Annotated in this window: 13 protein-coding genes; 6 read left to right on the forward strand and 7 right to left on the reverse strand. The window is 69.1% G+C overall.

Annotation, left to right across the window (positions count from 1 at the left end):
- Positions 1-48 precede the first annotated feature (48 nt).
- From GGQ93_RS15320 to GGQ93_RS15335, 4 genes are all read left to right on the forward strand, one after another.
- Positions 49-852, forward strand: a complete 804-nt coding sequence (locus tag GGQ93_RS15320) for an aminotransferase class IV (protein ID WP_183218198.1) — start codon at positions 49-51, stop codon at positions 850-852.
- A gap of 83 nt (positions 853-935) precedes the next feature.
- A complete protein-coding gene (gene coaD, locus GGQ93_RS15325) occupies positions 936-1,424 on the forward strand; it encodes a pantetheine-phosphate adenylyltransferase (RefSeq protein ID WP_054765118.1) in 489 nt (162 codons plus the stop codon).
- Between the two features lie 8 nt (positions 1,425-1,432).
- The gene (locus tag GGQ93_RS15330) at positions 1,433-2,308 is read left to right on the forward strand and encodes a peptidylprolyl isomerase (protein ID WP_183218200.1); all 876 of its coding nucleotides are present in this window, start codon (positions 1,433-1,435) and stop codon (positions 2,306-2,308) included.
- Between the two features lie 20 nt (positions 2,309-2,328).
- A complete protein-coding gene (locus GGQ93_RS15335; protein ID WP_183218202.1) occupies positions 2,329-3,201 on the forward strand; it encodes a peptidylprolyl isomerase in 873 nt (290 codons plus the stop codon).
- Positions 3,202-3,364: 163 nt separating this feature from the next.
- Here the strand turns inward: GGQ93_RS15335 and GGQ93_RS15340 are convergent, their stop codons facing one another.
- Positions 3,365-4,477 (reverse strand): Ppx/GppA phosphatase family protein, encoded by a 1,113-nt coding sequence (locus tag GGQ93_RS15340; RefSeq protein ID WP_183218204.1) that lies wholly within the window; start codon positions 4,475-4,477, stop codon positions 3,365-3,367.
- A 145-nt stretch (positions 4,478-4,622) separates the two neighbouring features.
- On the opposite strand from GGQ93_RS15340, the gene hspQ reads away from it, so the two are divergent.
- A complete protein-coding gene (gene hspQ / locus GGQ93_RS15345; protein WP_183218206.1) occupies positions 4,623-4,931 on the forward strand; it encodes a heat shock protein HspQ in 309 nt (102 codons plus the stop codon).
- Positions 4,932-4,988: 57 nt separating this feature from the next.
- Positions 4,989-5,864 carry a phenylalanine 4-monooxygenase gene (gene phhA, locus GGQ93_RS15350; RefSeq protein WP_183218208.1) on the forward strand — a complete coding sequence of 292 codons (876 nt, stop codon included), beginning with the start codon at positions 4,989-4,991 and terminating at the stop codon, positions 5,862-5,864.
- 161 nt (positions 5,865-6,025) lie between these two features.
- Here phhA and astB read toward each other — a convergent pair whose 3' ends face one another.
- Genes astB through GGQ93_RS15380 form a run of 6 tightly spaced genes read right to left on the reverse strand, consistent with a single transcriptional unit; the run spans position 6,026 to position 17,100 of the window.
- A complete protein-coding gene (astB, locus tag GGQ93_RS15355) occupies positions 6,026-7,363 on the reverse strand; it encodes an N-succinylarginine dihydrolase (RefSeq protein ID WP_183218210.1) in 1,338 nt (445 codons plus the stop codon).
- Positions 7,360-8,775: a succinylglutamate-semialdehyde dehydrogenase gene (gene astD, locus GGQ93_RS15360; RefSeq protein ID WP_183218212.1), complete on the reverse strand. Its 1,416-nt coding sequence runs from the start codon at positions 8,773-8,775 to the stop codon at positions 7,360-7,362. Before astD ends, astB begins: the two co-directional genes overlap by 4 nt.
- Positions 8,772-9,779, reverse strand: coding sequence for an arginine N-succinyltransferase (gene astA, locus GGQ93_RS15365; protein ID WP_183218214.1), 1,008 nt, complete (start codon positions 9,777-9,779; stop codon positions 8,772-8,774). The genes astD and astA overlap by 4 nt, the downstream gene beginning before the upstream one ends.
- Positions 9,780-11,030, reverse strand: a complete 1,251-nt coding sequence (locus GGQ93_RS15370; RefSeq protein WP_183218216.1) for a hydrolase — start codon at positions 11,028-11,030, stop codon at positions 9,780-9,782. It abuts the gene before it with no gap.
- A gap of 50 nt (positions 11,031-11,080) precedes the next feature.
- On the reverse strand, positions 11,081-15,307 hold the full coding sequence (locus GGQ93_RS15375) for a translocation/assembly module TamB domain-containing protein (RefSeq protein ID WP_183218218.1): 4,227 nt from the start codon (positions 15,305-15,307) through the stop codon (positions 11,081-11,083).
- Entirely contained in the window at positions 15,304-17,100 is a 1,797-nt protein-coding gene (locus GGQ93_RS15380) for an autotransporter assembly complex protein TamA (protein ID WP_183218220.1), read from the reverse strand. Before GGQ93_RS15380 ends, GGQ93_RS15375 begins: the two co-directional genes overlap by 4 nt.
- Between the last annotated feature and the right edge of the window lie 67 nt (positions 17,101-17,167).

The following is a 17,167-nucleotide window of genomic DNA, read 5'->3' on the forward strand; positions in this document are numbered from 1 at the left end:
TCGGCAACTCCAAAGTTATATAACTTTATATATAGGTACATACCGATAATGTCGATCCTGATCGACGGCCTTCCCGCCGCCCCTGACGACCTGGCGCACCAGGCCCTGGTCAACTACGGCGCCTACACCTCCTTCCGCGTCGAGCATGGCGGGGTCCGGGGGCTCGACCTGCATCTCGCCCGGCTGGATCAGGCCGCCGTCGAACTGTTCGGCGAAAGCCCCGGCGAGGCCGAGGTCCGGCGTCTGACGGCGCTCGCCGTCGAAGGTCGCGACGCCTGCTGGCTGCGCGTCAGCCTGTTCTCGCCCGAGATCGGCCATCGCAATCCATCCTTCGTCGGGCGGCCCAAGGTGATGACCGTCGTCTCGCCGCCCCCGCCGCCCTTGGCCGCCCAAATGCGGGTGACGACCGTCAAGTACGAGCGCGAGCCGGCGCACCTGAAACATGTCGCCACCTTCGGCGCCACGCGCGCGCGCCGCAGTGCGCGGGCGGCGGGCTTTGACGACGCCCTGTTCGTCGATGATCAGGGTCATGTGTCCGAAGGGGTGACCTGGAACATCGGCTTCATTCAGGGGGATCGCATTGTCTGGCCCCAAGCGCCGATGCTGGCGGGCGTGACCCAGGTCCTGATCGACCGGGGGCTGGCTGGGCAGGGGCTGTCGTCTCAGACCCGCCCGGTGCATGTGTCCGAATTCGCGGATTTCGACGGCGCCTTCCTGTGCAACAGCGCCACACCCGTGTGTCCAATCACTCATGTTGACGACGCGACGTTCGGCAATGATCCCGCCGTCCTTGAGCGGCTCAACCGGGCCTGGACCTCGCAGGCGCCTCAATCCGTCGCCGATGACGCATGACGATCGCGTCAGCCGTCTAGGCCGTTGATTTCGCACCTGCTAAGTCACCCCCGACAGCAGGCGACAGGCCGGGGAGAAACGCCATGCGCATCGGACTTTATCCGGGCACCTTCGATCCGGTCACGAACGGCCACACCGACATCATCAAACGGGCCCTGAAGCTGGTCGATCGGGTCGTCATCGGCGTGGCCCAGAATGACGAGAAGGGACCGTTGTTCAGCACGGCCGAGCGGGTCGAGATGCTTCGGGCCGAGGTCGCGAGCCTGGGCGGGGACATCGTGGTCCAGCCCTTTTCGACCTTGCTGATGCATTTTGCGGAAGAGCTGAACGCCAATGTCATCATCCGAGGTTTGCGCGCGGTCGCCGATTTCGAATACGAGTTCCAGATGACGGCCATGAACCAGCGCCTCAATCAGGACATCGAGACGGTCTTTCTGATGGCCGATCCTCGGCATCAGGCCATCGCCTCGCGCCTGGTCAAGGAGATCGCCCGTCTGGACGGCGCGATCGACAGTTTCGTCAGCCCCGCCATCGCCGCGCGCGTGCGGGACAAGGTCAAGAACAAGGGATGAGTTCGGCAATGCGTCTTGGTGCGATCGCGGCGGCGGCCGCCGCTCTTCTGGCGACGGCTTCGGCCCAGGCTCCGGCCTTGGCCCAAGCCCAGGCTCAGGTTCAGGCGCCCGCCTCTGACTGGCGCACCGTCGCGCCCGAGAATCTGCTGGTCATCGACACGTCGAAGGGGCGGATCCTGGTCGAACTGACGCCGGTGGCGGCGCCCAGTCACGCTGAACGCATCCGCACCCTGGCTGACCAGGGCTTCTATGACGGGCTGAAATTCCACCGCGTCATCCCCGACTTCATGGCCCAGACCGGCGACCCCCAGGGCACGGGCGAGGGCGGCAGCGACCTGCCCGACCTGAAGGCCGAGTTCAGCTTCCGACGCGGCCGCGACGCCGGCTTCGTCGCCGTGCCGAACGCCGGTCAGGGCGTGCGCGGCCTGGTCGGCGTCCTGCCGGTCGAGACCCAGCCGGACGCTCAGATGATGGTCACCGCCGACTTCAAGGTCGCGGCCCACGGCCTGTTCTGCCCCGGCGTTCTGGGCATGGCGCGGGCGGGTTCGCCCGACAGCGCCAACAGCCAGTTCTTCCTGATGATGGGCGAAAGGGACCAGTTGAACGGCGCCTACACCGCCTTCGGCCGCGTGGTCTCGGGCCTGGACGTCGTCAACAAGCTGAACAAGGGCTCCGACGCGGAAGACGGCAAGGTGGCCAATCCTGATGTGATGACCAAGGTCCGCATGGCCTCGGCCCTGCCCGAGGGCGAACGCCCGACCGTGCGGGTGCTGAACCCCGCCGGCGCCGCCTTCGCCGAACGGATCGCCGCGGCCCGCACCGCGCGCGGCGGCGGCTTCACCATCTGCGACGTCCAGCCGGTGGCCGAGGTCGTCGGGGGCTGAGACGCGACAGGGGAGGGGTGATGATCTTTCGCAAGACGTTGATCGCCGCAGGGCTGGCCGCCCTGCTGACCGGGGCCGCCCAGGCGCAGGAGGCGGCCGCGCCGCCGCCGCCGCCCGGCCCGACCGAATGGCGCGCCGTCGCCCCCGACAATCTGCTGGTCATCGACACGACCAAGGGGCGGATTCTGGTCGAGCTGGCGCCCGAGATCGCCCCGGCCCATGTCGAGCGGATCAAGCTGCTGGCCTCGCGCGGCTTCTACGACAATCTGGCCTGGCATCGGGTCATCGACTGGTTCATGGCCCAGACCGGCGATCCCCTCGGCACCGGCGACGGCCAGAGCTGGTATCCCGACCTGAAGGCCGAGTTCACCTTCCGGCGTGGGCCGGACATGGCCTTCACCCCCGTGGCGGCGCCGGCCGGGGCCTTGGTCGGCTTCTATCATTCCATTCCGGTCCAGACCCAGCCCGACGCCTTGATGGCCGGCACCTCGGATCGCAAGGTCCACGGCTGGGGTCTCTATTGCCCCGGCGTGGCCGGCATGGCGCGCGACGAGGGCAATGACACCGCCAACAGCCAGTTCTTCCTGATGCGCCAGCCCTATCCCGCCCTGGACAAGCGTTACACCGTCTGGGGGCGGGTGGTCGTGGGGCTTGAGGTGGTCCGCGCCCTGAAGGCCAGTCCGGAGCCCAGCGGCATCGTGACCGATCCCGACCGGATGACCCGCGTCCGCCTGGCCTCCGACCTGCCCGCCGCCGAACGCCCGGCGGTTCAGATGCTGAATCCCGCCTCGCCCGCCTTCCGCGCCCTGGTCGATGAGGCGCGCCAGGCCAAGGGCGCGGACTTCTCAGTCTGCGACATCGACCTGCCGGTGCGGGTGGCCACGGCGGGCTGAGCCCGCACTGTCTCCTCCCCATGCAATGGGGAGGGGGGCGCGCGAAGCGTGGTGGAGGGTGTCTGGACGCCGCACAGGCGTCTGCGATGCGGGAAGAACCCCTCCGTCACGACGCGAAGAGGCGTCGCGCCACCTCCCCACGTCGTGGGGAGGAGACGGTGCGTCAGGCGCCGCCAGGTCCTCGCCCCCGGCCCCGACGCCGCCTGCGGCGTTTGGGCGGGGCCTTGTCCGCCCGCATCTGTTGCAGCAGCAGGCCCTCGCGCAGGCCGCGATCCGCCACCCTGACACGCTCTGACGGCCAGGCGCGCTGTATCGCCTCAAGGATCGCCGCCCCCGCCAGGACCAGATCGGCCCGATCCGGCCCGATACAGGCCTCCTTGGCGCGCCCGTCCGGCCCCAGCCGCTTCAGCCGCTCCGCCGCCGCCTCGCATTCGGCCCGGGTCATCCACAGGCCGTCGACCCGGTCGCGGTTGTAGCGGGGCAGCTTCAGATGGATGCCCGCCAGACTGGTGATGGCGCCCGATGTCCCGATCAGATGGGCGCGGTTTCGCCGCAGCAGGTCCAGCATCTCGGGATCCTCGACGCCGCCTCCGGCCAGGGCCGCGCCCATGTCGGCGACCATGGTCTCATACCATTGGGCGTGGTCCGCAGGACTGGCCCCTTCGGGTTCGGGATGCCGCTCCGCCAGGGTGACGACCCCCAGGGCCGCCGACATCCAGTCGGTGGTCTTCCAGTTCGGCCCGTCGCGCCTCAGCCAGGACAGTTCGGTCGACCCCCCGCCCACGTCGATGATCACCACCCCCTCGGCCTTCGGGTCGATCAGGTTCAGACAGCCCTCGACCGCCAGCCGCGCCTCTTCGGCCGGATCGATGATCCGCAGCCGCAGGCCGGTGCCCTTGCGGACCCTGTCGATGAACTCGGCCCCGTTCTCGGCCGCCCGGCAGGCCTGGGTGGCCACCGCGCTCAGCCTGACCGGATCCACGCCCTTCCTGACGATCCGCTCGGCGCAAAGGGCCAAGGCGTCATAGGCTCGGTCCATGGCGCGCGTGTCCAGCCGCCCTGTCCGCGACAGGCCCTCGCCCAGCCGCACGATACGGCTGAAGCTGTCGACCACCCGAAAACCGTCGCGGGACGGTCTGGCGATCAGCAGCCGGCAATTGTTGGTCCCCAGATCGAGCGCGCCATACAGGGGCGCGTCCCGACCCGACGCATCCCGCTCGCGGGAAGGCTGGGACCGCTCGTCGCGCCGTCGGGGCGCGCCGTGGGTCTCCGGCATGGGCCGTCATTCCGATGTGGGCGGTCCAAAGCGGCGCCCGTCCCGATCAACCTAGCCCGGCAAGATCGTCCGCGCCAAGCCATTCTGTCAGGAAGATGAACAGGTCTGTGGCGTCAGGGTCATCCGGCCAAGCGTAACAGGGAGCATGACCCAGATTCACACAGCCCGGTTCGCCATCGGCCATATGGTGCGCCACCGCGACGACGCCTTTCGCGGCGTGGTGATGGATGTCGATCCGGCCTATCAGGGGCCGGCCTCCGACACCGGCGCGGTCTCGCCGGATCAACCCTTCTATCGCATCTTCGCCCTGGGCGAGGACGGCGGTTTCGTCGCCTATGCGGCGGAATCGGTTCTGGAAGACGGTCGGTCGGCGCTGCTGACGGACGACGTTCGACGCTGGTTCACCGTTGATGAACAGGGCCATCATGCGCCGCTCCATGCCGGCATCCACTGAGGAAGCGATGGAACGGGCGCGGGCGGAGGGTTAGGATGGGGCAAAGAGGAGCGCTCCATGTCCGACTTCGAACATGTATTTGAAAAGCCCCCGGAAGGGGCGGCCGCCGACTGGACCATCCCGCAGAACTGGGACGCCTATACCGAGGTCGAACACCGCACCTGGGACACCCTGTACGCTCGTCAGATGAAGATCCTGCCGGGACGCGCCTGCGACGCCTTCCTGCGCGGTCTGGACGCGCTCGACCTGAACGCGGGCGGCATTCCCGACTTTGAGGTCATCAATCCCAAGCTTCAGGCCCTGACCGGCTGGACCGTGGTCTGCGTGCCGGGGCTGGTGCCGGACGAGGTCTTCTTCGACCATATGGCCAACCGCCGCTTCGTCTCGGGCCAGTTCATCAGGAAGCCGGACCAGCTCGACTATCTGCAAGAACCCGACATCTTCCACGACGTCTTCGGCCATGTGCCCATGCTGACCGACCCGGACTTCGCCGCCTATATGGAGGCCTATGGCAAGGGCGGACAGCGGGCGGCGGGCCTGGGCATGTTGCCCAATCTGGCGCGGCTTTATTGGTACACGGTCGAGTTCGGCCTGATGAAGGAGGCGGGGGCCTTGCGCATCTACGGCGCCGGCATCGTCTCCTCGGCGACCGAGAGCGTCTTTGCGCTGGATGATCCGTCGCCGAACCGCCTGGGCTTCGACCTGGAGCGGGTCATGCGGACCCTCTATCGAATCGACGACTTCCAGCAGGTCTATTTCGTCATCGACAGTCTGGAAGCCCTGAAGGACGAGACGCTGAAGGACTTCGGCCCGGTCTATGCGGCGCTGAAGGGGCAGGCCGATCTGCCGATCGATTCCGTCCTGCCCGGCGATCAGGTGTTCACGCGCGGCACCCAGGCCTATGCGGCCAAGGGCGGGCGGTTCGCGGCCTAGAAGGCCTTCCCCCGCTCGCGGGGGAAGTGTCAGGTCGTGGCGCGCAGCGACACGCCTGACGATGGGGGAAGTCTTCCGTCTGAGTGGACTTCCCTCTCCGACCCTGGTTCGCTGCGCGAACGACGGGCCACCTCTCCCGCAAGCGGGAGAGGGCCTTCATTTCAAACCTGCTGGAACGGATAGAAGCCGCCGCCCAACTGCAAGATCGCCGTCAGTTCGTCCAGCGCCCCCCGGCTCTCGTCCAGCAGGGCGGGATCGGCCAGGTCGGCGGGACGCAGTTCGTCGCGGTACCAGCGGCGCGCCCAGTCTGACAGTCGGGCGTACAGGGCGTCGGTCAGGCGCATGGCCGGGTTGGTCGCGGCCAGTTCCGCCGCGTTCAGGACGACCCGCAGGCGCAGACAGGCGGGGCCGCCGCCGTTGCGCATCGACTGGCGCACGTCGACATAGCGGACCTGGCCGATGGGGCCGTTGGAGGCGGCCAGGGCTTGCGCCACCGCATGGCTGCGCGGATTGTCGCGCGTCTCGGTCGGGCAGATCAGGGTCAGGCGGTCATCGCCCGGAACCTGGATCAGCATGGAGTTGAACAGATAGGAGCTGATGGCGTCGGCCAGGGGCAGGTCGGCGGACGAGACCTCGACGAAGATCGGGTCGAACAGGCCGTCGGCGGCGCGGCGGATGTCGTCCTGGGTCGCGGCCGTGTCCTCGAAGGCGAGGTCGTGGAAGAAGAGGGTCTCCAGCGCGCCGACGCAGACCACGTCATTGTGGAAGGTTCCGCCGGCGATGGCGGCTTTCGACTGCTGAGCCAAAACCGGGCGCCCGGCCGCATGCCGACGGGCGATCGCCTGAGAGGCTTCGCGCGTCTGGCGCGCGGGGTAGGGGCCGTCCCAGGGCTCGAACGCCTCTCGGCCCCAGACCAGCAGATTGACGCCCGGCGCGCTATGCTCCGTGCACAGACGGACATGATTGGCGGCGCCTTCGTCGGCCAGATGGGCGACGGAGGGCAGGGCGTCATGGACGGCGAACCGCTCCGGGTCGGGGAAGAGGGCGTCCAGCGCCCGTTTGGTCTGCTGGTGTTCCAGCGACCGGTGCAGGTTTGTGACCAGATTGGCGGGGGTGAAGTGCACCCGCCCGTCGGCGGCGTCGGCGCTCGGCGTCACGGTCGCAGCATTGGCGGCCCACATGGGCGAGGCGGAGCAGGCGGCGGCGGCGAAGGACGGCGCATCCTTCCAGGCCTGTTCCAGCACCTGGGCGTCCGAGCCGGTGAAGCCCAGGGTGCGCAGGAAGGGGATATTGGGCCGCTCATGCGGCGGCAGGACGAACTGGGGCAGGCCCAGGTCCGCCAGGGTCTTCATCTTGTCCAACCCCTGCAGCACCGCCGCGCGGGGATTTGACGCCTCGCCCTTGTTCAGGCTTGAGGCCAGATTGCCCGGCGACAAACCGGCGTAGGAGTGGGTCGGCCCGATCAGGCCGTCGGCGTTGGCTTCGACGGCGGTGGTCATAGCAGCCCCTTGATCTCGCCTTCGATGTTGGCGACCGCGTCGGCCTCGAAGCTGGCGACCGGATAGGCGCAATAGTCGGTGGCGTAGTAGGCGCTGGGGCGGTGATTGCCGCTGGCGCCCAGGCCGCCGAAGGGCATGTCGCCGGCGGCGCCGGTGGTCGGACGGTTGAAGTTGACCACGCCCGCGCGGATGCGGCGGATGAAATGGTCCCAGTTGGCCGGATCGTCGCTGACCAGACCGGCGGACAGGCCGTAGCGGGTGGCGTTGGCCGCCTGGATCGCGGCGTCGAAGGTCGGGACGCGGATCACCGACAGGAAGGGGGCGAACATCTCCTCGTCGGGAACGTCGACCCCGGTCACGTCGATGATGGCCGGCTTGACGAAGGCGCCGGGCAGGTTGGCGACGGGGCCCGAGGCGCGGATCACCTTGGCGCCCGCGTCGATCCGCTGTTGCAGCGCCTTCAGCGCGGCCTCGGCGGCGCGGGCCGAGATCAGCGGCCCGGCGTAGGGTTCGGGGTCGCTGTCCCAGGGGCCGAAGATCAGGCGGTCGGACAGGGCGGCGATGGCTTCGACGATCGCATCGCCTTGAGCCCCTTCCGGCACGATCAGGCGGCGGGCGCAGGAACAGCGCTGGCCGGTGGTGATGAAGGCGGACTGCACCGCTATGCCCGCCACGGCTTCGGCATCCGACGCATCCCAGACGACCAGCGGATTGTTGCCGCCCAGCTCCAGCGCCAGGATGACGTGGGGATCGTCGGCGAACTTGCGCCGGAAGTGGGCGCCCGCCGCGCCGGAACCGGTGAACATCAGGGCGTCGATCCCGGCGTCCAGCAGGGCCGCGCCGGTCTCGCGGCCGCCCTGGACCACATTGACCACGCCGGTCGGCAGGTCGGCGGCGGCGAAGGCTTCGGCCATCACCTGACCGACCAGGGGGGTCTCCTCCGACGGCTTGAAGACGACGGTGTCGCCCGCCAGCAGGGCGGGGACGATATGGCCGTTGGGCAGGTGACCGGGGAAGTTGAACGGGCCCAGGACCGCCGCCACGCCGTGCGGTCGATGCCGCAGGGTCGCGCGGCCGAAGGCGGTGTCGCTGGTCCGTTCGCCGGTGCGTTCGTCATAGGCGCGGATCGAGATGTCCACCTTGCCGATCATGGCGGCGGCTTCGGTCTTGGTTTCCCACAGCGGCTTGCCGGTCTCGCGGGCGATGGCCTCGGCGATCTGGGGCGCGCGGTCCTTCAGCACGGTCTGATAGCGCTTGACGGCGTCGATCCGGTCCTGGCGCGGGCGGTCGGCCCAGGCGGGGAAGGCGGCGCGGGCGGCGTCCACGGCGGTCTGTACCTGGGCGGGAGAGGCGGCCTCGCCCTCCCAGTTGACGGCTTCGGTGGCGGGATCGGTGGAGGTGAAACGGGTCATGATTTTACTCGCACAGTGTCTCCGCTGCGGACCTTGAGCGCGGCGGCGGTTTCGGCGGTCAGGCGGGCGATGTCGCCCTCGATGTCGGCCTTGGCGCGGACGGCGCGGAAGGCGGCGACGCTGTCGGTCGAGATCAGGGCCGGCAGTTCAGCCTGGACCGTATCGACCAACTCGACCTTCAGTCGGCGGGCGTCGCGCACGGTGCGGATATTGTCGCGGCCGCAGGCCACCGTCGGACCGGCGTCGAAGATGTCCACCAAGCCGTTGGGCCGGAACCCTTCGCTTTCCAGCAGGGCCATGGCGGGCACGCCCTGCGGATGGACCTTGCCGATCACCGCACGCGCCGGTTCCGGCAGCAGTTCGACATAGATCGGATGGCGCGGCGCCAGGTCGAGGATGAACTGTTTGTCGGTGGAGCCGGTCATCCGGTCGGCGTCGTCGAACTCCATCGGGAAGAATTTGTGGGCCACATGGTCCCAGAAGGGGCAGGCGCCGTCGGGGGTGAAGACGCCGCGCAGTTCGGCCAGAACCATGTCGGCGAACAGGTCGGGCTGGGCGCCGATCAGCATGTATCGCGACTGGCTGAGCAGACGGCCGGCGCCGCCCTTTCGCCGATCCGCCTTCAGGAACAGCGACCCGACCTCGGTCCAGCCGGTGCATTCATTGACCAGCACCAGGGTCTGATGGTCCAGCTTCACCCCCAGCGACGGCGACTGGACGGTGTTGTTGACCACGCGGAACGAGAAGAAGGGCCGCTTCAGCCCAACGGTCGCCTTGACCGAGCCGACGCCGTCGATGTCGCCCGTGTCGCCGTCCTCCAGCATCAATGTGTACCAGGCCTCCTGCCAGGGAACCCGACCCTCGAAACTGGCCTGGCTGAGGTCCAGCCGTTCGGCCAGGGCGTCGGGATCCTCGGGCAGGCTGGTGAAGCCGGGGCCGGACAGGATGGCGAGTTCGAGCAGGTGGTCGAGGTCGGCTGGGCCGGCGGGACGGACGACGAGCATTCAGAGAGTTTCCATCCGAAGGGCTTTGAGTTTGGCCGCGTCGATCTCGCCCGAGGCGATCTTGCACAGGATCAGGGCGCTGAGCTGGGCGCGTTCGACGAAGCTGTCGGGCCAGGCGAACTCCTGGTCCGAATGGATGTCGCCGCCGCGGACGCCCAGGGTGTCGATATTGGGCAGGCCGGCGGCGTGGAGATTGTTGCCCTCGCAGACGCCGCCAGAGGGTTTCCAGGCGATGGACTGGCCCAAGAGGGCGCCGGCTTCCTTCACCGCTTCGAACAGGGCGGTCTGGGCGGCGTCCATCGGCTTGGGCGCGCGGGTGAAGCCGCCGTGCAGATCCAGCGTCAGGCCCTCGAACGGCGGCGCGGACGCGATGGCGCGGACTGAGGCGTCGATCCAGTCGGCGGCGGCCTTGTCCGGCGCCCGCACGTTGAAGCGGACCACGGCGTTGTCGGCGACGACGTTCAGGGCGGCGCCGCCGGAGATTTTGGCGACGTTCACGGTGACGCCTTCGTGCCGGCCGTTCAGCCCGTGCAGGGCGGCGGCGATCATGGCGGCGCCCGCCACCGCATTGCGGCCTTCGTCGAAGGCCCGGCCGGCGTGGGCGGCCTTGCCCGTGACGATCAGGTGATAGTTGCCGCTGCCCTTGCGCGCCCCCGCCAGGGTGCCGTCCGCCAAGGCCGGCTCATAGGTCAGGCCGACATGGCCGCGCGCGCCCAATTCGGCCAGCAGGGGGGCGGAGGCGGGCGAGCCGATCTCTTCGTCCGGGCTCAGCAGAACGGTCCAGCCCACGCCGTGACGGTCGGGGTGGGTCTCGAAGGCTTCGAGCGCGGCCAGAAGCACGCTGATGCCGCCCTTCATGTCAGCGACGCCGGGACCGTTCAGAGCGCCGTCCGGGCGCGTCGTCACGGTCTGGAAGCGGCTGTCGGCGGGGAAGACGGTGTCGTAGTGGCCGGTCAGGACCACTTGGATCGGCGCCTCCGGCCGGGCGGTGATCTTCAGGGCGTCGGCGTGGGCCTCGGTCCGCACCGATCCGTCGTCGGCGACGGTGGTGGAGCCCTGGGTCGGGATGCGTTCGACCGTGGCAGGCAGGAGCCGGGCCTCAGTCTCCAGCGCGTCCAGCACGGCGTTCAACCCGGCGGCGTTGCGGCTGCCGGAGTTGATGTTCGCCCAGTCGATGGTGCGGCCGATGATGGCGTCACGTCGCCCGGCGACATGGTCCAGGACGGCCTGGTCGGCGTTCAGAATCCGCATGGCCGGACCCTAGACGCCGCGCGTCCAAAGGTGAAGGTCGGGCCGACAGATTACCGGTTCGGGCGCCGGTCGGCGCGCTGGCCGGGGTCGCGGCTTTCCCGACGCCAGCGGATCGACAGGCTGGTTTCGCCCTGGCCGCCGAACTGCGAACTGATCGCCAGGTTGCGGCGCGGTTGCCACTCCACCTTGACCGCCGCCCCGCCTTCACCGCCGCCGATGACCTCCAGATAGACGTCGTCGGTGATGTAGCGGCCGCCCGCCACCGTCAGGGCGCTGGCCTGTCCGCCGAAGGACAGCCGGTCCAGTCCCGCCAGTTCGCGCAGATTGCCGATGACGTCGAATCCGCCGCCGCCCGCCAGGGCCGCGACCCCCGCCGCCAACTGCGCCGCCTCGAACGGCGACAACTGGGCGGCCGACCGGCCGAACAGCACCTGGGACAGGATTTCGTCCTGGGGCAGGGCGGGGGTGGAGGTCAGGGCGATCTTCGGCTGGGCGGCCGTGCCGGTGACATTGATGGTGGCGGTCAGGGCCGCGTCCTCTCGCGTCGCCGACAGGTTCAGGCGGATGTCCTCCGGATCGGTGGACAGGGTGACGCGGCCGGATTCGTCGAAGACGAAGCGCTTGCCGGCGAACTCATAGTCGCCGCGCACCACATTGGCCGTGCCGGTCAGCTGGGGTTGGGCCACAGTGCCGCGCACCCGGGCGTTGACGTCCAGCACCACGTTCAGGCCGCGGCCGCTGACCCGCACCTTGCCCCCGCTGGAGCGCAGGGCGATGTCCAGGCCGATCTGAGGGCCGCGCCGGCGCACCTCGGCTTCCTGGTCGTCTCCGCCGGGCCGGTTGATCTCTACCACGTCCATGGAGACGATGCCGGTGGAACCGGGCACCTCCGGCTCGATCCGCGCTTCATCGACATTGATCTGACCCGACAGCTGGATGTTGCCGTCCTGGCCGCGGACGATGGTCACGGGGCCGGTGGCGCGGGCCTCGCCGATGTCGTTGTCGATCACGCGGAAGCGGGTCAGGTTCAGCTGGGCGGTCGAGCCCGAGCCTTCGCGCAGGCCGATCCGACCCTGGCCGTTCACCGTGCCGCCCGCCGTGTCATTGGCGCTGAAGGCCTCGATCAGGGCCGTGGTGTCGTCGAACCGCGTCCTCAGATTGAGGTCGCCCAAAACCAGCCCCACCGACTTCTCGCGATAGGAGCCTTGCGACAGGTCGAACCGGCCGTTCAGGCGCGGGGAGGCCAGGGTGCCGGCGATCGTCGCCCGGCCATCCACCTGACCCGCCAGGGTGCGATCACCGCCCAGGAACAGATCCCAGATCGGCTGAATCTGTCCATTGATCGAGACATTGCCGGACATTGGACGCTGGCGGGCGATCGCCAGCCTCAGCGGCGCCGCTGAGGCTTCGACCGGCAAGGTGATGTCGGCGGCCGCCTGAACGGCGTCCTCGTCCGAGGCGACGGCCTTCACCGTCAGACTGTTGTTGATCAGGGTGGCGTCCAGGCGGCCGTCGACCGCCAGGCCGCGCGGGGCATCGATGCTGCGGACGTCCTGCAAGGTGACGTTGGCCGAACCGGACAGATCGTCACCGGCGCCGCGCAGAGAGACCCGGCCCGTCGCGCGCCCGCGCAGATCCGGCGAAATGGTCTGGAGGTCGACGCTGGTCAGGTCGGCCTGGATGACGGCGATCCGCGAATCCTGACGCAGGTCCGCCATCAGGACCCCGCCTCCGACGCCGAGGTCGAGGTGGGCGGCCCGTTCCGCGCCGTTCAGAGTCAAGGTGGCGGGGGTTCGGGTGGTGAAGGCCACCTCGCGGACCCGGCCGCCGCCGCGCAGGCTCAGGGTCTGGGCGTCGCCGCGTCGCGCATAGACGCCCGTTCCATTGAACTGGGCGGGCGTGCCGCCGCCGACGTCCAGGGCCAGGGTGAAGGGCAGATTGTTCAGGGTTCCGCGGCCGTCCAGATCGACGGTGCGAATGACCCAGCTTTGGCCGGACAGCCGGATGTTTCGCCCGCTGACGTCCAGGATGGCGCTGTCGGAGCCGCCGCCCTCGGTCAGGCGGACCCGCCCGTTGGCTTCGCCGGAAGCCAGGAAGGCGCCGGCGCGCGCCGTGAAGGTCAGGTCCGCGCTGGAGGGCAGGTTGTCCGACAAGGCCACGGCGCCTTGGGCCGTGACGCCGCCGGCGTTGACGTCCAGATCGCTCAGCCTGATCCGGTCGCCGCCCAGGGCGAAGTTCCCCGACGCGCGGGCCGGGCCGTAGTTGGAGCCGCTGGTGATCGTGATCCGGCCGTCCGAGGCGTCCGCGCCCTTGCGGAAGCTCAGGATCAGGTCGGCGTCGGTCAGGATCAGTCCGCCGGCCGTGACCCGGTCGAACCCTGCGGTCAGATCGACGCGCGGCTGAGACAGGGTTCCGGTCAGGGCGCCTTGTCCGTTCATGTCGCCGGCGATTTCGACCGGACCGGCGGCGAAGGGGCCGCGCGCGTTCCAGTTCAGGGCCAGCCGCAGGCGGCCGTCCGTTTCGATCAGCCCCTTGGCGCCGGCCCGTCCGGCGGCGCCGGTCAGTTCGCCGCGATCCAGTTCAATCCGCCCGCCGTTCAGCTTGCCGTCCAGCTGGAGACGCGGCGTGCGGCCCAGAAGACGGTCCAACTCGTCCATGCCCACGCTCAGCTCGCGGCCCCGGCCGTCGAAACTCAGGGTCCAGGGCGCGCCCGTCTTGGCCGAGGCGGCGCGAATGGACCCGCCGAAAGACCCCTTGCCGCCGGACTGGATGCGCGAAACGTCGGTCAGCCGCGCATCGCCGCGGAACCCCATGCCGCCCAGAAGATTGCGGGAGCCGGATCCCTCGACCGACAGCCCCTGGCCGTCCAGATCGATCTTCTCCAGCAATAGGGCGCCGTCCTTCATGCGTGCGGCTTCAAGCTGAACGCGCGGGGCTGCGCCCAGCAGACCGCCGATCAGGCCCTGGGTCGAACCGCCGAAGGCCCGAACGTCGCCGTCGAGATCCATCCGTCCGTCGCGGACCTGCACGTTCAGCGGCCCTGCGATGCGGGTCGCCCTGTAGCTGGCCAGGTTGGCGTTCAACAGGGTCGCCTGGCCTTTCAGGCTCCAGGTCTGGGCGTCGCCCTTGAACAGACCGGAATAGGCGGCGGGACCGGCGACGTCCGCACCCGTCAATCGGCTCAGGGACGCGGTCTGAACGTCCAGTCGAATTCCGTCGGGCGAACTGCGGTCGGACATGCGGATGACGCCCCGCGCTTCGGAGGCGACGTTGTCGGAGATCAGTTTCCAACCCACGCCCTGGAAGGCCTTGTCCTTGGCCGGGACCATGGCGAAGCCGAACCGCGCCGTGCGCCCGACCCGCTCGACGAAGGGGGCGAACAGGTCCGAGCCGCTGAAATCGAAATAGCCCGAGACCCGAGACCCGGCCTCGCCGAACCGTCCGTCCACCGTCAGCGGGACGAAGCGGCCGGTCTGAACCTTGGCGCGCACCAGGTCGGCGTTCACGACCGCCACGGCCGAGAAGGGTTCGTCGGGCGAATAGCCCAGGGCGCCGGCCAGGGGGCCGCCCTGGGCCTCCTTGGCGCGCAGATCCACGCGCGTGTCCTCCAGCTTGCCGCCGAAGGTCGCCGCCAGGCGCAAGAGATCGCCGGGGCGGTTCAGGCTGTCGGCCTTCAGTTCGGCGTGTTTGGCCCCGCGACGCGGCAGGTCGATCATTCCCGACAGGTCCCAGCGCCCGTATTCCTTGGAAAAACCTTCCAGCAGCTCGACTCGCGCCGAGAACTTGTCGATATCGACGTCGATCGGCTGAGGCCCGCCGGGCTCGCCGCTCGGCGCGTCCAGAACGGGGCGGCGGATCAGTCGGATCACATCGGCGCTGATCTCGGTGGCGTGAAACCGCCGCGTGACCAGGGGCCAGTAGGACCAGTCGACCCTGACGTTTCGGGCGTCCAGCCAGACCCCGTCGCGGTCCGTGACCGTGACCCGCTCCAGGGTGAAGTCGTCGAACAGATCGCCCTTCAGCCCATAGACGTTGATCCGGCCGTAACGGCTGATCTTCTGGCCCTGGACGAAGCCGGACACCAGTTCTCGCCCCGCATCCGAGACGATGTACATCCGGCCGCCGATCAGGGCGATCAGCGCCAGCACCAGCACGCCGCCGACTATTCCACCGGCGATCAGGGCGATCAGCTGCGGCAGGCTGCGTCTGCGGCGCACCTGGGCGGCGGTTTCTTCGGGCGCGGTTTCAGGCGCTTGTTCGGGCGGCTCCTGGGTCAAAACGCCTGCCCGATGCTGATGTAGACTTGGAAGGCCGAGTCGCCTTCACGCTTGTCCAAGGGGATGGCGACGTCGGCGCGGATGGGGCCGAACGGCAGCTTATAACGAACCCCGACGCCCGCGCCGTAGCGCATGTTGCTGAGGTTCGGCGTCTCTTGAAAACCCACGGCGCCGGCGTCGACGAAGGCCACGGCCTGGAAGCTCTGACCGATGTCGTGACGAACCTCCAGCGAGGTTTCGAACAGCGACAGACCGCCGCGCGGGGTCTGATCCGGCAGTTGCGGATTGACCCCCTGATAGGAATAGCCCCGCACCGACCCGCCGCCGCCGGAGTAGAACAGACGGTCCGACGGCACGCTCAGCTCACCCCCGCCGATGATCGCGCCGAGACGAAGGCGCCCGGCCAGGACAGTGCGGGCCTGATCTTGCAGCGGCAGATAGGCGGTCGCCTGGGCCTCATTACGCAGGAAAAGGACCGTGTCCTCCCCGGCCACGGCCGTCGGCTGGACCGAGGCGGTCACGCGCCATCCCCGCGTCGGATTCAAAGGATCGTTGGAGTTGTCTATATAGGCGCTGGTGCGGCCGGTCACGATCGCCAGATCCCGGTCGAAGCTGACCGCCCTAGGGGGGACGGACGCATAGTCGTATCGGTTCTCGCGGTACTGACCCGCGTCCAGGCCGATGCCGTAGTTGAAGTAGGAGGTCCGGCCGATCCGCTGTTGCAGCTCGGCCGCCAGCACCAGAGCGGTGCGTTCATAGGCGTCGGTGTCCTCCTTCACCACGCCTGCGCTGAGCTTCAAGGTGCGGCCGGGCTTGCGCCAGTGAGGCAGGGACAGATCGGCGCCGATGCGGCTGTCCAGCCGGGCGAACCGGGTCTCAAGCGCCAGGGTGTCGGCGCGCCCGAACCGATTGTAGCGGGTCCAGATGAAGTCAACGCCGGCGCCTTCCTTGGTGGCCCAGGTGGCGCCGGCCTCCAGCACGCGGCGGGGCCGGTCCTGGAGCGTCACGATCACGGGACGCAGCCCTTCGGCGGTGGTCTGTTCCGGCGGCGCCAGGGCGACGCCCACACCGTCATAGACGCCGGTGTCCAACAGGCGGCGCTCAAGTTCGCCGACCTTGTCGGGGTCATACCGGTCGCCTTCCCGCCACGGCGCCAGGGCGGCGACCCAGGCCTGGTTGGTTCGACCCGGCCGCGGCATCAGGACGCCGTCCAACAGGACCGGTCGGCCCGATACGATGCGGTATTCGGGCGCGACGGTGAAGGCGGCGTGATCCACCACGACGCGGCGGGGATCGGCCTTGGCGTCCGCATAGCCGTCCCGCACCAGGCGCGCGACGATCCGCCCTTCCGCCGCGATCACATCGACCGCCCGGCCCGGATCGCCGGCCTTCAACCCGATCGCGGCTCTGGCGTCCTCGGCCGCCTCGGCGTCGGGGGCGGGGTCGATCCAGCTGATGGTCGGCGGGGTCAGCACGAAGCGGCGACCCGGCTCGACCGAAACGATGGCGGTCGGCCGCTCTTCGCCTTCGACGATGTCTTCGAGCACCGGCTGATAATAGGCTTCCGACCGCAGCAGGGCCTCGGCCGCCGACATGGCGCTGCGCGCGCGGCGCCGCGCTTCGAACCGGCTTTCGGGGGGGCCGTCCACCTCGCCGATGGCCCGCTCCAACATGCGGCGCAGCTCGGTGTCGACCTCGCCGCGGATTTGTGCGCGGGGATCTGCGGCGGCGGCCTGGGCGAGAAGGCTGCAGGTCGTCAATGCGGTGAGAAACAGGGCGGGCCGGATCGTCAAACTACAGCTTTCGTCAAGATCACGGCCTCCGGATCGGCGCCTCGGCACGCCCTTTCAAGCACTTAGG

Origin of the sequence: Brevundimonas aurantiaca (assembly GCF_014199955.1) — a bacterium.
Taxonomy (GTDB): domain Bacteria; phylum Pseudomonadota; class Alphaproteobacteria; order Caulobacterales; family Caulobacteraceae; genus Brevundimonas; species Brevundimonas aurantiaca.